Source organism: Hohaiivirga grylli (assembly GCF_039655745.1).
Classification (GTDB): Bacteria; Pseudomonadota; Alphaproteobacteria; order Rhizobiales; family Beijerinckiaceae; genus Hohaiivirga; species Hohaiivirga grylli.
The window spans coordinates 141,839-156,369 of the sequence record NZ_JBBYXI010000003.1 but is presented as its reverse complement, the minus strand read 5'-3'; the positions used below and the strand labels follow the sequence as shown (position 1 = coordinate 156,369).

Sequence of the window (14,531 nt, the reverse complement as noted above, 5' to 3'; positions counted from 1 at the left end):
GGAGTCTGTTAGTCTTTCTCCATAGAAAGTCTTGATTTTGTCATGGAGAAAGACCAACGTCTAATCAACTGAATCGGCCTTTTTTCTAACGTCTAAAAGGAAGTTATGAGCGCAACCAGAAAGAACATGTCACTTTATCGTTTCCTGTCCCTAGCCTGTCTGGTTATGGCTGGTTCTTTTATTATGGTTACGCCATCCAAAGCTGATCTGCGCGCCTGTAACCTGACCCAACACCCTGTGACAATAGCTCTTGGCTATCGCGATGCCCAAGGCTGGGTAACTGAGGGCTGGTGGAACCTTAATCCAGCAGGGTGTGAAACCCTTCTGAATGGCGCATTAGCAAGTCGTTTTTACTATATACATGCAGTTGATGCTGTTGATGGCAAACCATGGCCAGGCAGATCATTGATGTGTACACGTAAACCTGAGTTTACGATCAGAGGTGTCGAAGATTGTCTCGCTCGCGGTTTTGACCGCAGTGCCTTTTTCGAGGTTGACACCGGGGAGCAAAAAAACTGGACCATCCAGTTAACCGACCAAAACCGTCCGTAGAGGAACTGAAAATGAAGCGTTCACGCCGTACAAAAATCCTAGCAACCCTCGGGCCGGCATCTGATACACCGGAGATGATCGAAAAGCTCTTTTTGGCAGGTGCTGACGTTTTCCGTCTCAATATGAGCCACCTCCCCCGTGAACGCCTGAAAGAAAAAGTCGCGGCTATCCGTTCCATCGAAGATAAATATAAGCGCCCAATTGCTATTCTCGCGGATCTTCAGGGCCCTAAACTTCGGGTTGGTACTTTCAAGAACGACAGTGCGATGCTGAAACCCGGCCAGACATTCGTCCTCGATGGTAACGATGCTCCAGGTGACGAAACCCGCGTTTACCTTCCTCATCCAGAAATTCTGTCATCTGTTGAACCCGGCCACAGCCTGCTGATTGATGATGGTAAGCTGCGCCTGCTGGTCACAGATGTTAAGAAGGGCAAAGTTACAACAGAAGTTATTGTTGCCGGTAAAATATCAAACCGCAAAGGCGTCAGCCTTCCGGATACAACAATCCCTGTTGCAGCTCTGACAGAGAAAGATCGTGGCGATCTTGAAGCTGCAATTGATGCCAAGGTTGACTGGGTTGCCCTTTCCTTCGTTCAGCGTCCAGAAGATATCGCCGAAGTTCGCAAGATTGCCCGCGGCAAAGCATCGGTCATGTCGAAGCTTGAGAAGCCACAGGCCATCGCTCGTCTTGAAGAAATCGTTGAAGCCTCTGATGCTATCATGGTCGCCCGTGGTGATCTTGGCGTTGAAATGCCTCTTGAGAAGGTTCCCGGTATTCAGAAGCGTATTACACGCATCGCACGCCGCCTGGGTAAACCGGTTGTCGTCGCAACCCAGATGCTGGAATCGATGATTACATCTCCGGTTCCGACCCGTGCAGAAGTCTCGGACGTTGCAACGGCTGTCTTTGACGGTGCAGATGCTGTCATGCTTTCAGCAGAAAGTGCATCAGGCCAGTATCCGATTGATGCCGTGGCAACCATGAACCGCATTGCCGAAGAAATTGAGACAGACTCAGCCTACTGGCAGATTGTTTCTGCGCAGGGCACACGCCCTGAAGCCACAGGCTCTGATGCCATTGCGGCTGCGGCTCACCAGATCAGTGATACACTCAACATGCAGGCAATCATGGCCTGGACGTCCTCAGGTTCAACAGCCACCCGCATTGCACGTGAACGCCCGAATACAACTATTCTGGCTCTGACACCAAGCCCGGAAACGGCCCGGAAACTCAGCCTTATCTGGGGTGTCCACCCAATCGTGACTAAAGATGCCAGCGATGTTGATGATATGGCTTTCCGAGCGTGTAAGTTTGCCTGCCGTGAAGGCTATGCCAAACTTGGCGAACGCGTCATCGTTATTGCCGGTGTTCCATTCGGTACACCGGGAGCAACCAACATGGTCCGCATCGCTTTCGTGACAAAAGACCATGTTGAAAAGGCCTGAAGAGCCAGCAGATAAATGCAATAAGCCCCGGCCAGAAATGACCGGGGCTTATTTTTCAATTCAAGAAATTATTATGCAGCCTTGCTTTCGCCAGCAATCACTTTCTTGGATGCACCATCAGTTGCAATCTGAATTGTGCGAGGCTTCTTTGCCTCCGGAATTTCACGGATCAGGTCGACATGCAGCAAACCATTCTGCATGCTGGCACCTTTAACCAGAACACCATCTGCCAACTGGAAACGGCGCTCAAAACTACGAGCAGCAATTCCCTGATACAGAACTTCTGGCTTTGCATCTTCCGCTATTGGCTGTTTTTCACCACGGATGGAAAGAGCATTTTCCTTCACTTCAATTGACAGGTCTTCTTCTGTGAAACCTGCAACTGCAACAGTTATCCGATAGGCATTCTCATCTGTTCGCTCAATATTATAGGGTGGATAGGTGGGAGCAGTCTCAACACCTCCAACAACCTGATCAAGCATAGAAAACAGGCGGTCAAAACCAACAGTATTACGAAGAAGCGGGGTAATATCATAACGCATAGCATATTCTCCTAAAGCAACATGCAAAGTGACAGTTCTCCCAATGGGCAGAACCTTTTAACCGCACCCCCCTTATGGGCTGGTGCATAACAATCAGGTAAGAACTGTCCTGTAGGGTTTCAAGACCCATTATGGTAATTCTTCGTGCAGATTATATTTATAAAGGCAAACCGCCATTATTGTTTCGGGGCCCCCAATCTCATCAGGAAGGTACATTTTGATCACCAAAGACCTCCTTCACACCGAAGAGAACCCAATACCTCCAGATGCCTATTCAACGTTTATTGAGACATCTGATGGTGTACAATTGAGAACTGCCTCCTGGGATTCTCGGCAAGAGCCCCCTCAGGGAACTGTTCTTATTCTGCAGGGGCGTGCTGAGTTTATCGAAAAACATTTCGAAGTTATTCGAGAACTTCAGGATAGAGGCTTTGCTGTTGTTGCTTTTGACTGGCGCGGCCAAGGTGGCTCTCAACGACTGGTGGGGAATCCCAGAAAAGGCCATATCAGGGATTTCTCAGCTTTTCATCTGGATGTTGAGGCCATAACCAGTAACATTCTCAAGCCCTATATGCCCCCACCCTACTACGGCCTGGCCTATTCCATGGGAGGGGCAATTGCTCTTGATATGGCTTCCAGACAAACTCTTCCCGTTGAGAGATTAATCGCAATTTCCCCAATGCTGGGGATCAATCTCATCAAGAAACCAGCCCTTGCCTCATTCACAGCAAACCTCTGCTGCGCCTTTGGATTAGGTAAAGCATTTATTCCTTTTGGCGGGTCAACATCCATTTCAACACGTCCGTTCAACCGAAACAGATTATCATCTGACCCTACACGCTATGCGCGTATTTCTGATGTCGCAAATACACTGGGAGAAGCTGCAATTGGTGCACCAACAATTGCATGGACGAAAGCCGCCTTCCGTCTGATGAAGAAATTAAATCGCATAGAAACACTCAACCGGATCATCATCCCATCACTGATTATTGCAGGTGGGAATGACACGGTTTGTGACCCGGGTATGATGGAGAGAGCTTCAACGCACATGAGGAACGCGGCCAGCGTCTTCATTCCCCATGCACGTCATGAAATATACCTTGAACAGGATAGCTACCGAGAAGCCTTCTGGGCAGCTTTTGATGCCTTCATCCCCGGTAAGCTTACTTCACCCCAAGAAATTCAAAAGGCTTCGAAGGCTTAAAATCCTTGGTAGCGTTACCGGAATAGGTGTGATCCTGGCTTTTTCCAAGATCAAGCTTCATAACCTTTCCCTTATCGGCCGAGAAATCTATACTTTTCAGGTCAATCCAGAAGGTATTGGGCGTCACAGCTGATTCAAAGAAATACAGTTTCCGCTTATGATCAAAAACAGTCCGCCACCGGGTGGATGACAGATTAGGTTCTTCATCGGTTGCAATGCCATAAGGCACGGATACATTTCGCAGAACACTAAAAACACTGGCTAGAGCCCGGTTTGTATTTTCTTCTTTCGGAATAGCATTCACGTAGAAAGATGCACGGGCAAACCGGTCAGCCGCGCGATTGGTTCCCGGCATGAATACTGTACCACCAATCTGTTTCCAGTATTCATTCAAAGCCAGCTGCTCGTTAAAAGTGGGCGAATTCGTCATAACCTGATACTGGCGGCCATGATGAATAACCTGCTTACCATCAATGTATTCAATAATCGCACTGTCACCTGTCGCATCAGATAATGACAGATGCAGCGTTGTCATACGTTTTTCACCGGGAACATTATCCGTCACGATTGTAAAAGGCTCTTTTTCAAGATCGGCAACGGCCTCGGCAACAGTCGCATAATTATCAAGCGCATATTGAGCCCAGGCTGCAATTGTCAGTCCGGGTTTTTTATTATCCAGTTTTGGATATTGAGATTCTACCAGCCAGAGAACATTGGCCATAAGGCCCGCCTCATTGACACCATCTGTCGTTGAAACGTCATAGCCACTGGCAACGACACTGCCATATTTTGATGTCCATTTGATGGAGTTTGGTCCAACCTCACCATTACGTTCCATACCACGCGGGAAGACCCATAGATTGGTATCAATCTCATACTTCCAGTCCATGGAACGCGCCGTAATAATATTATCATTGGGGCCAAGATAGACAAGGCGCGTGCAGGCATAACTCTGGATGGCGGATGTTGATAAAAGTACCGCACAAAGCCCTGTTACCAATGTCTTCTTCACGGAAAGGAACGTCTTCATTCAAACCTCCTGTAGCCATAATGGACTGTTACCCGTCCAGGCATTGAATTAATTAGAAACGCATAGAGAACCCTATAGCAGGGCCATGTTGGTTTATTTTCCAGCGAAACTTGTTGCCGGTAAAATCGTCAGATTCATAATCCTGATAAAGCCAGCGATATCCCATACGCAAAATAGTCGGCTGGCCAAAAATAAATGTTCGGTATCCTAAATAGGCCTGCACATCATAGCTGATGTCTGAACCCGCACCGAACCCACCAACATTTCCTGAAACAAACAGATTCCATCTGTCTGTCAGGTCTGCGCTGATACGCAGGCCCACAAAGGGGTCAAACCAGTCGGCCCTTTTAACAGTCTGCAGGCCAATCGCTTTTGCATGTACGTTCAGTTTGGTCCAGCGCACACCAGCTGTTGGCTCAATGGCAATACGGCGTGGTCGGCCAAAAACCGTATCTCCACCCAATGGCTGCTCAAAGATACGGTAGTAGGCACCAAAAGCAATATTCGTTGTGGTTACACGTAAACCAAGCGTCTGCTGATAAACTTTCTCTTTCTGGCTGGTCTGAACATGCTGAAAATCACCATACACGCCCCACTGGCTGTTCGTCAGCTCAACATTCCCCATAAGAGCATAGTCAAGATGGTGGATTACATCAGAAAAAGGAATATCGACGTGTGAGTAGCGGCCAGCCAAGGCTGCATTACCATTAAGAGAAGCTGCCCATACATAGGGGCTAATGATCAAGTTCCATGTTTGGGTATTCTCTGTTTTGACCGGCTCAGCATCATTTGCAAAAGATTCTGTACCTCCTGCTGCCAGCATCATAAGTGTCGCAAGCAAGAGAGAAATTTTATTCTTCATCATTCAACGCAACCTAGCCCGTATTGTTGATGGCATTCCCAGAGATCATTCAATGCTTCTCTGGCAATCTTACGCTGAATAGGAAAATATTCCAAAATCACCATAATTGCACCCTTGCAACTCATATGGTGGAATTAGGACAGATTACGCATCTGACAAGAGAAAGTTTTCTCTATAAATTTTTCAGACCGGTTTAATCAGGCAAATAATTTCAATGCTTCCTCATGGATACGCTTGTCACCTGCAGCAATAATATTCCCGCCTTCTGTTGCAGGCCCACCTGTCCAGGACGAGATAATCCCCCCCGCCCCTTCAATAATTGGAATGAGGGCAACAATGTCATGCGGCTTCAGTTCTGTTTCAATTACCAGATCGGCAAAGCCACCTGCGACCATACAATAAGCATAACAATCAGCACTGAAGCGCGCCAATTGCACTTGGTTCTCAATACTCAAATAGGCTTCACGCTCACGCCCTTTGAACATACGCGGATCAGTCGTAAAAAGCGTTGCATGCCCTAAAGAAGTGCATTCCCGGGTTTTTAAGGGCTTTGTTCCGTAGTTATTTTTAGAAAAGGCAGAGTGCCCATCCCCATAAAATCGCTCACCCGTAAATGCCTGTGCCATCATACCGGCAACAGGCTTCCCCTTATGAAGCAGACCGACCAATGTCCCCCATGTGGGTACACCTGCAATAAATGAACGTGTTCCGTCAATCGGATCAAGCACCCAGATATAATCAGAATCTGGATTACTGATACCAAATTCTTCACCAATAATGCCATGCTCAGGGTATGCTTTGGTGATCATATCACGCATGACAACTTCACCAGCCCGATCCCCCTCTGTTACGGGATCAAAAGCATTGCCAGAAGCCTTATTCTCCGCCTGAACATGATTCCGGAAAAACGGTAAAATCTCTTCTCCGGAAGCAGAGGCAAGTTTATGAATAAAGGGTAGGAAATCTGGTTGTGGCATGAAATGAACTTCAGTTGATATCAAAGATGCTATCTTAGCGATACAACCTGAAGGAGCAAGCTGGCATCCAAAATTTATTGCCTGGCTCAATGCGCAATACGGCGCAGAACGTCGTATTACCTTCTTGTTATTCCCTAAACTTCAGGCCAGAGAGCAAAACTCTTTTAGCACTGATCATTCTGCGGCAACGTATGTTTCGTCATTACGTTCACCTATTATTTCGACAATCTGGCTGAATATCTGCCAGACATCGCCCGCAATATTAGAAAACTCTGCTAGAGGCTCAATTAGTCCTTCGTTCATATAGAGCGTCCTATTTAGTTCAATCTGCAAGGCATGACAGCCAGAGGCAGGGTCACCGTAAAACTCGGTTATAAAGCCGCCCGCATAAGGTTTATTACGTGCGACCTGATACCCCTGCTCTGCAAAAAGAACCTCAACAATATCTATAAGATGGCCGGAGCAGCTTGTCCCGAAACGATCTCCAAGCACCACGTCAGGTTTCATACCATTCGTCATTGGCAAACTGGCGGATGGCATAGAGTGACAATCAATCAGAATGGCAAACCCAAAGGAAGAAATCGTTCTGTCCAGCAATGCCCGCAATGTTGCATGATATGGTCTGTACAGTGTCTCGATTCGGTGCAGACCTTCCTCAATTGAGAGCTTTCCGCGATAGATTTCATATCCATCAGCAACAATACGGGGAATTGTTCCAAGTCCGGCAAGCACACGGGTAGAGCGTGTATTAGCGTACGTTGGCAGTTTACCCTCAAACAGGCGTGGCTCCAGTTCAAATGGCTCGCGGTTCACGTCAATATAGGCGCGAGGAAAATGAGCAGACAAAACAGGAGCCCCCAGGGCGGTCATTGGACGGTAAAGGTGATCCAGAAAGGCATCTTCAGAACGTCGTAATGAAACGTTATTCAGGCGCGAGTTGGCAACAAAATCTTCTGGATAGACAGACCCTGAATGCGGAACATTAAAAACTAATGGCGTTGTCAGCTGCGACGGTTCATAGACCGTAAAGGGCGGAGAGAATCGGGAATTATTTGTATTAAACAAACCGTTTCCTCCCTGAGCTGTGTCACCAAATTTCATATCTATATAACGCGAAAATGCCTTAACCCAAGCAAGTGTTCCACAGCTGGCAGCAATTTATAAGCAATTATGACCAAAAACATCAAAATTTGTCCTGACCTTCACCGCTTGTTTACCGACTGCAGGCATTAAGGAGGAGAACAAGAGTTTCAGTATCGTGCTAATGTGATTCCCGAGAGGGTTTGCAACGGCACAGCCGGAAAGTAATACGAAGTATCATCATGAAGATTCTCCTTGCTGAAGACGATAACGATATGCGTCGGTTCCTGGTCAAAGCCCTGCAGAATGCCGGCTATGACGTTGCTGATTTTGATAATGGCCTTTCAGCCTATAACCGTCTTCGTGAAGAACCTTTTGAACTGCTGTTGACAGATATCGTCATGCCGGAAATGGATGGTATTGAGTTGGCGCGCCGCGCAACAGAGCTCGATCCTGACATAAAAGTCATGTTTATCACCGGTTTTGCAGCAGTTGCCCTTAATCCGGATGCCCGTGCACCAAAAGATGCCAAGGTCCTTTCCAAGCCATTTCACCTCAGAGAACTTGTCAATGAGGTAGAAAAGTTGATGGCAGCATAAAAAATTACGCCGAACGGCTTGCGTATTCGCGCACAAGCGGCTATATCGGCCTCCACACATAAGGAAAGGCGTTAAGTCTTTGACCTTAGGGCGCGTAGCTCAGCGGGAGAGCACTACGTTGACATCGTAGGGGTCGCTGGTTCAATCCCAGCCGTGCCCACCATTTGTTTTCATTTCCGGTCGGTCTCCCGAGACCCCGGTGGTAGGAGATCGGACGATGAAGATCCGTAATTCACTTAAGGCGATTGTCGCCCGTCACCGTGACAACCAGATGGTTCGTCGCAAGGGCCGCATTTACGTCATCAACAAGACACAGAAGCGCTTCAAGGCTCGTCAGGGCTAAGCCTTTCTGAAATAAGGTTTAAAAAACCCGGTTTTAACCGGGTTTTTTATTTGCCATTCTCAGGTTGAACGCCCGCAACATCATCGCCTGTCCTTCCTGTAAGCCACGATAAGACCAAACAGCTCATCATAACTAGTCTTCAAACCTGCCGCTGTTATGCATAGGCCATCAGCTCCCAGCCTTGCATTGGCAGTACGTGTCATACGGGCCATTCGCGTCAAGGAAAGCTTCTGTTCAAAGAGCGGATCAACAGTAAGAACGATGATCTTCTGCCTTTGATATTCCCAAGTCGAGATATTCAGAATTGCCTGCCAAGGAATAATACTTGCCGCTATACGCGTATCAATAATACCGGCAGGAGAAATTGTGATGACATCTTTTCCATTGCTGGTCAGTAACCTCCGCATAATCAGCAACGAAAAGAGAAAGAACAACGCAGCGCCAATATAACCAATTAGGAAATCTGGGCTTTCGCTTAAACCTAAAGAAGGCTCAAACACGTTCAGCCCCATCAAGATACCAAGCAGGATAAATACATCACACCCGATCATCGCGAGGATCAGCTGCTTTGGAGAGCTTTTAAATGTAAGAGTCTTTGAAGTATCAATCATTTCATGCCCATCTAGATAATAAATTATTTTTTATTTTCATATCTTTATGCATACAAAAAAGCCCAGTCTATCAGAAACAGACTGGGCTTAAATTTATACAAATTAATATTTATCAGCTGGCAGAATGATCTGTACTGTTTTCCTCGTTTGCTGCAGCTTTAGGCCCACCCTTAGCAACACCAACCATAGCCGGGCGCAGGACACGATCACCAATTGCATAACCAGTCTGAACGACCTGAAGTACCGTGCCTGACGGAACCGTTGCATCAGGAATTTCAAACATTGCCTGATGGAAGTTCGGGTCAAACTTCTGGTTCATTGGATCAAGCTTTTTAACGCCATGGCGGTCAAGCGTATTAAGCAGATCACGCTCTGTCAGCTCAACACCCTCAACAAGGCCCTTTACGGCAGCATCAGCAGCTTCAAGGGCCTCCTTGGGCATAGCATCAAGTGCACGGCGGATATTATCGGCAACCGTCAGCATGTCTTTAGCAAAATTGGTTGTGCTGTAGACGCGCGCATCCGATATCTCCTTTGCCGTACGGCGACGGAGATTCTCCATATCAGCCAACGTACGCAGGAGCTTGTCTTTCAGATCATTCCTCTCTGCCTCAAGAGCAGTAATGAGTTCAACCGCCTGTTCAGGCGTCGTAACGCCTTCGGCTTTGGCCTCTTCCTGTGCTGGAGGGATGTTCTGTTCGTTTTCCGGATTATGGTTCTGTTCGCTCATATTCTCGTCATGCTGATTAAATTGGACTGTTCTTCATATTGAGGTTCCGAGCCGACAAATCAAGATTGAAGATCGCGATTCATGCTCACAGCGGGATATTTTTTGCCATGCTTGTGAAATAAGCCCGGAAAGCCACTATTTCTTATAATGCTCATCCGCGAAAACCTCCATCAAGGCTTTACGGATCGTATTCTGGCGGCTTGGGTGAACAATCTTGGTGCCAAGCAAATCCGTCACATAAAAGGCATCCACCGCCTTCTCACCATAAGTGGCAATATGAGCTGAAGCGATATTGAGATTAAGCCGCCCAATCGTTGATGTCAGATCATAAAGCAGTCCGGGACGGTCAAGCCCTGAAACCTCCAAAACGGTCTGTCGGCTGGCAAGCGCATTATCAATGACAACTTCAGCCCCTAACCGGAAAGTCTTGGCAGCCTGTGCGGCCTTATGGGATGAGGGTTTTCTGCTCTTCACAAAATCAGCAATCCGGACCTGCCCCTTCAGCCCCTTTTCAATTGTCTGGGCGATACGCTGTCCGCGCCGCATTTCATCTTCATCCCGATCAAACGCGCGGGAAATAACAATCGTATCAAGCGCCGTTCCGTCATTGGTGGTGAAGATTTTGGCATCAACAATATTGGCCCCGGCAGCGGTACAGGCTCCGGTGATAATCGTCAAAAGCCTTGGATGGTCAGGAGAAATAACAAAAAGCTCTGTCACTCCACGGAAGTGATCTGTCTCAACCGTTGTCAAAACGGTATCACCACGCTCTTCCATTGCAGACATCATCAGCGCATGTTTGACCTGACGAGCAGGCTCCACCGTTGTCCAGTAAGCCTTACTGTGTCTGTCTGCATAAATCTTGAAGTTGTCTTCGCTCCACTCTGGCAAAGCGTCACGCAATGTCCGTCTGGCCGCATCAATACGCTGACCAATTTTCATGGTCTCCCCACCACCAAGTGCAATCTCGGTTTCATAATAGAGAGAGCGTAACAGCTCACCTTTCCAACCCGTCCAGACACCATGACCAACAGCCTTAATATCCGCAACAGTCAAAATCAAAAGCAGACGTAACCGTTCCATTGTCTGAACAACAGAAGCAAAATTTTTGATAGTCATAGGGTCTGAGAGATCACGTCTTTGTGCCGTGTCAGACATCAATAAGTGATAGCGCACAAGCCAGACAACCGTGTCTGTCTCAGATGGTGACAACCCAAATCTTGGGCATAGTTTTTGCGCAATACGCGCCCCGCCCTCGGAGTGATCTTCTGGCCGACCTTTGGCGATATCATGCAGAAAAGCTGCAACATAAAGTGCTCTACGATGATGCAATGTCTTGAAAATACTATGAGCAACCGGATGCTCATGCCCAAGCTTGCCATGTTCAATTTCCGATATCACACCAATACAGCGCAGGAGGTGCTCATCAACCGTGTAGTGATGATACATATTAAACTGCATCATCGCGACAACACGGGAAAACTCAGGAACAAACCGCCCGAGTACGCCTGCTTCATTCATGGCACGCAGTACAACTTCGGGAAAGTTCTTGGATGTCAGAATGTCCAGAAACAGCCTGTTGGCTTCCTTGCTTCTGCGTAGTGCCGGACCGATCTCCTTGGCATGCACGGAGGCCTGACGTTTGGCATCGGGATGGATTGGCAGATTATGCCGGCTCGACAACCAGAACAGCTTGATCAGATTCATCTGATCGCGGGAGAAAGCACCAGAGATAACGTTGATCCGGTCATTGTCGACAACGAAATCCAGATCATCCTCACCCAGTATGTTTTTCTTCCGCCGCTTCAGCGGAGCAACAATACGGTTTAGCAGCGGCTTCTTTTTTGTCTGCTGTGATTCAAGTATCGCACAGAGTGCCGCTGTCAGATCACCAACATCTTTAGCAATAAGGAAGTAGGCTTTCATGAAGCGCTCAACGCTTGAAAGACCACTACGACCCTTATACCCCATTCGCTTGGCGATAATCGGCTGCAGATCAAAGGTCAGACGTTCTTCCGCACGTCCAACCGCAAAATGCATGTGGCACCTCACACGCCAGAGAAACTCGGTACATCTTTCAGCAATCCGGGCTTCCTCTTCCATCATTCCGAGCTTTATCAGCTCTTCCATATCCGCTGTGCCATAGACATATTTGACGATCCAGAACAGCGTATGGAGATCGCGCAATCCCCCTTTCCCGTCCTTAACGTTTGGCTCAACCAGATATCGGGAAGCACCAACCCGAACAATACGTTCATCTCGCTCTTTGAGTTTGGCTTCAACAAATTCAGCAGCTGTTGAGCGAACAATGTCAGCCTGAAAACGGCTTTCCATTTCCTCGAACAGCTCTTTGTTTCCAAAGAGAAAGCGGGCTTCCAGTAAGGAGGTTCTGATCGTGATGTCACCCTTTGCCTCATTGATACAGTCATCGACTGATCGGGTGGCATGTCCAACCTTAAGCTTTAAATCCCATAGAAGATAAAGCATTGTCTCAATGATGCCCTCACTCCAGTCCGTCTGCTTGTAGGGCAGCAAAAACAGCAGATCGACATCAGACCCGGGCGCTAATGTGTCCCGGCCGTAGCCGCCTGTCGCAACAATAGCAAGACGTTCAGAACTTGAAGGATTGGCTCGTTTATAAAGACGCTCAACAATTGCGACGTAAGCAATATGGATGATCTGATCCATCTGTGCAGATAAGCGCTGGGCACAGGCAATGCCATTTTTTTTACGGATGAGAAAACGCTCTGCTTCGGCATGTCCGCTTTGCAGCATGTCTTTCAGCTTTGGGGCCAAAGCCTTACGGAGCGAATTAGCATCCATAAATGCCTCTTCACCCAGCGTATCCAGAAATTCATCTATCTGAAAAACAGACATCCGTTTTGTCGGACCTTCCCTAGCACTCACCTGAACATCATACAGAAGACAGAAATAGTTTCCATTAATTTGATGTTTTGAGAATACCGATGAACCGTTCAACATCTTCCGGTTTGGTTGCAAAAGATGTCACCAATCGAACCATCACTTCATCGGCACCGACTTTTTCACCCTCTGGCAGACTAGCACTATGCCAGTCAAAACACGTGGCACCAGCCTCTCCTAATACAGCGAAGGCCTTTTTACTGATTATCGGGAAGAGCTGATTACCCTGCACAGCCCAAGGAAGCCTGACACCAGAAATACTGTCCAGTCCCTGTTTCATCAATGATGCCATCGCATTGGCGTGAATCGCATTTTTCAGCCAAAGGTCATCAGCAAAATACCCTTCAAACTGGGCAGCCAAGAAACGCCCCTTTGAAAGCGTCTGGCCCGCGCGCTTACGAAGGTAATCCATATCTGGCGCCAGATCTTTCTTGAAAACAACAATCGCTTCTGCCGCAAAGCATCCGTTTTTGCTACCGCCAAAAGATAGAATATCTACACCACTCTTCCAGGTCATCTCAGCAGCTGTGCAGCCAAGTGATACAAGTGCATTGGCAAACCTTGCTCCATCCATATGGAGAGGCAGATCACGCTTACGACAAACTGCAGAAATCGCTTTGATTTCCTCAAGGCTGTAAAGTGTTCCTGCTTCCGTTAGCTGAGAAATGGAAACCGCCTTAGCAGGCATCTGATAAACACCATCAGACAGGCCACTGACAAAACTCTCAATTGCACTGGCAGACATCTTGCCCGCAACGCCGGGAATAGTTGCCAGCTTCGCACCATGGGTAAAGAATTCCGGTGCTCCACATTCATCGGTATTAATATGAGCTTCACTATGACATACCGTCATCCCCCAGGGCGGTACACAACCAGCGAGTGACAGAGCATTCGCAGCTGTCCCGGTTGCAACGAGAAACACACGAACATCATGCTCAAAAATTTCAGAAAACTTCTGTTCCACCCGTTTGGTAACGACATCACTTCCATAAGGAGAAGCCGAGCGTTCATTTGCAGCGGCCAAGGCAGCGAGAACCTGATCACTCGCACCCCAAAAGTTATCGGAACCGAAATCCATCACATCACCCTGAAACATTAAACTGACCGATCATCCTCATTACCACCAATCGTAATCCCTTACGTGATCTATGAACTAATGGATGAGAGAAAAAGTGTCATAACATGGCAATTGCTTTAAAACCCTTAATTTTACAGTTTTTCAGCAATTCATAAGCATTCTCGAATTACACAAACAACCAAATATAATGCCATTTATTTCTAACAGCGTCATAAAATCGCAATCTTCTTTCTTTTTATGACTAAATACCACTTGTGCCTAATTTAGAAATCTGCCAATGTGGCCTAGTTAGGACAGCATTGCTGTCCCTTTTAGCCAATACCCGTTGGCACATTGGTCCTACCCGAGGTTTTCGATGTTTCGTCCTGTCATACTTACTCTGACGACAACAAAACGAATTACCGAACCAGCTACCCGAAAAACACGGGTAGCGCGGGATGATCGCGGCTGAAACTGCCACGAAAACCCCGCCTGGAGTGGGTGAAATACCCGCCCCAAACAAACCGGCGGGTAAAAGGTTCTTCTGCCCCGAAGCTCCACTCCCCGCTGAAAA

General features: G+C 47.6%; 13 protein-coding genes, 1 tRNA gene and 1 pseudogene. 6 read left to right on the top strand and 9 right to left on the bottom strand.

Annotation, left to right across the window (positions count from 1 at the left end):
* Positions 1–165 precede the first annotated feature (165 nt).
* Together WJT86_RS08895 and pyk are read left to right on the top strand one after the other, a co-directional pair.
* A complete protein-coding gene (locus WJT86_RS08895; protein ID WP_346337562.1) occupies positions 166–552 on the top strand; it encodes a DUF1036 domain-containing protein in 387 nt (128 codons plus the stop codon).
* Positions 553–563: 11 nt separating this feature from the next.
* The gene (gene pyk / locus WJT86_RS08890) at positions 564–2,000 is read left to right on the top strand and encodes a pyruvate kinase (protein WP_346337211.1); all 1,437 of its coding nucleotides are present in this window, start codon (positions 564–566) and stop codon (positions 1,998–2,000) included.
* A gap of 71 nt (positions 2,001–2,071) precedes the next feature.
* Here pyk and WJT86_RS08885 read toward each other — a convergent pair whose 3' ends face one another.
* Positions 2,072–2,542: an Hsp20 family protein gene (locus WJT86_RS08885; protein ID WP_346337210.1), complete on the bottom strand. Its 471-nt coding sequence runs from the start codon at positions 2,540–2,542 to the stop codon at positions 2,072–2,074.
* Positions 2,543–2,759: 217 nt separating this feature from the next.
* Between WJT86_RS08885 and WJT86_RS08880 the strand changes: the two genes are divergently transcribed.
* Positions 2,760–3,746: an alpha/beta hydrolase gene (locus tag WJT86_RS08880; RefSeq protein WP_346337208.1), complete on the top strand. Its 987-nt coding sequence runs from the start codon at positions 2,760–2,762 to the stop codon at positions 3,744–3,746.
* On the opposite strand, the gene WJT86_RS08875 is transcribed toward WJT86_RS08880, so the two are convergent.
* From WJT86_RS08875 to WJT86_RS08860, 4 genes are all read right to left on the bottom strand, one after another.
* Positions 3,706–4,776 carry a linear amide C-N hydrolase gene (locus WJT86_RS08875; RefSeq protein WP_346337207.1) on the bottom strand — a complete coding sequence of 357 codons (1,071 nt, stop codon included), beginning with the start codon at positions 4,774–4,776 and terminating at the stop codon, positions 3,706–3,708. The two genes, WJT86_RS08880 and WJT86_RS08875, sit on opposite strands and share 41 nt — an antisense overlap.
* A 52-nt stretch (positions 4,777–4,828) precedes the next feature.
* Positions 4,829–5,641 (bottom strand): hypothetical protein, encoded by an 813-nt coding sequence (locus WJT86_RS08870; protein WP_346337206.1) that lies wholly within the window; start codon positions 5,639–5,641, stop codon positions 4,829–4,831.
* Between the two features lie 194 nt (positions 5,642–5,835).
* A complete protein-coding gene (gene hisN, locus WJT86_RS08865; protein WP_346337205.1) occupies positions 5,836–6,615 on the bottom strand; it encodes a histidinol-phosphatase in 780 nt (259 codons plus the stop codon).
* 174 nt (positions 6,616–6,789) lie between these two features.
* Positions 6,790–7,680: an N-formylglutamate amidohydrolase gene (locus WJT86_RS08860; RefSeq protein ID WP_346337204.1), complete on the bottom strand. Its 891-nt coding sequence runs from the start codon at positions 7,678–7,680 to the stop codon at positions 6,790–6,792.
* Between the two features lie 251 nt (positions 7,681–7,931).
* Here WJT86_RS08860 and cpdR point away from each other — a divergent pair, with 251 nt between their 5' ends.
* The 3 genes from cpdR (at position 7,932) to ykgO (ending at position 8,637) form a co-directional block, all read left to right on the top strand.
* Positions 7,932–8,294, top strand: a complete 363-nt coding sequence (gene cpdR / locus WJT86_RS08855) for a cell cycle two-component system response regulator CpdR (protein ID WP_346337561.1) — start codon at positions 7,932–7,934, stop codon at positions 8,292–8,294.
* A gap of 88 nt (positions 8,295–8,382) precedes the next feature.
* Positions 8,383–8,457: transfer RNA gene (locus tag WJT86_RS08850), tRNA-Val, on the top strand.
* Between the two features lie 54 nt (positions 8,458–8,511).
* Positions 8,512–8,637, top strand: coding sequence for a type B 50S ribosomal protein L36 (ykgO, locus tag WJT86_RS08845; RefSeq protein WP_346337203.1), 126 nt, complete (start codon positions 8,512–8,514; stop codon positions 8,635–8,637).
* 80 nt (positions 8,638–8,717) lie between these two features.
* On the opposite strand, the gene WJT86_RS08840 is transcribed toward ykgO, so the two are convergent.
* The 4 genes and pseudogenes from WJT86_RS08840 to WJT86_RS08825 all read right to left on the bottom strand — a co-directional run bounded on the left by WJT86_RS08840 (position 8,718) and on the right by WJT86_RS08825 (position 13,978).
* Entirely contained in the window at positions 8,718–9,248 is a 531-nt protein-coding gene (locus tag WJT86_RS08840; RefSeq protein WP_346337202.1) for an STM3941 family protein, read from the bottom strand.
* A gap of 112 nt (positions 9,249–9,360) precedes the next feature.
* Positions 9,361–9,981, bottom strand: a pseudogene (grpE, locus tag WJT86_RS08835) (nucleotide exchange factor GrpE); the annotation flags it as partial.
* Between the two features lie 132 nt (positions 9,982–10,113).
* Positions 10,114–12,855, bottom strand: coding sequence for a [protein-PII] uridylyltransferase (locus WJT86_RS08830; protein ID WP_346337560.1), 2,742 nt, complete (start codon positions 12,853–12,855; stop codon positions 10,114–10,116).
* Positions 12,856–12,919: 64 nt separating this feature from the next.
* Positions 12,920–13,978, bottom strand: a complete 1,059-nt coding sequence (locus tag WJT86_RS08825; RefSeq protein ID WP_346337201.1) for a threonine aldolase family protein — start codon at positions 13,976–13,978, stop codon at positions 12,920–12,922.
* Positions 13,979–14,531: the final 553 nt, after the last annotated feature.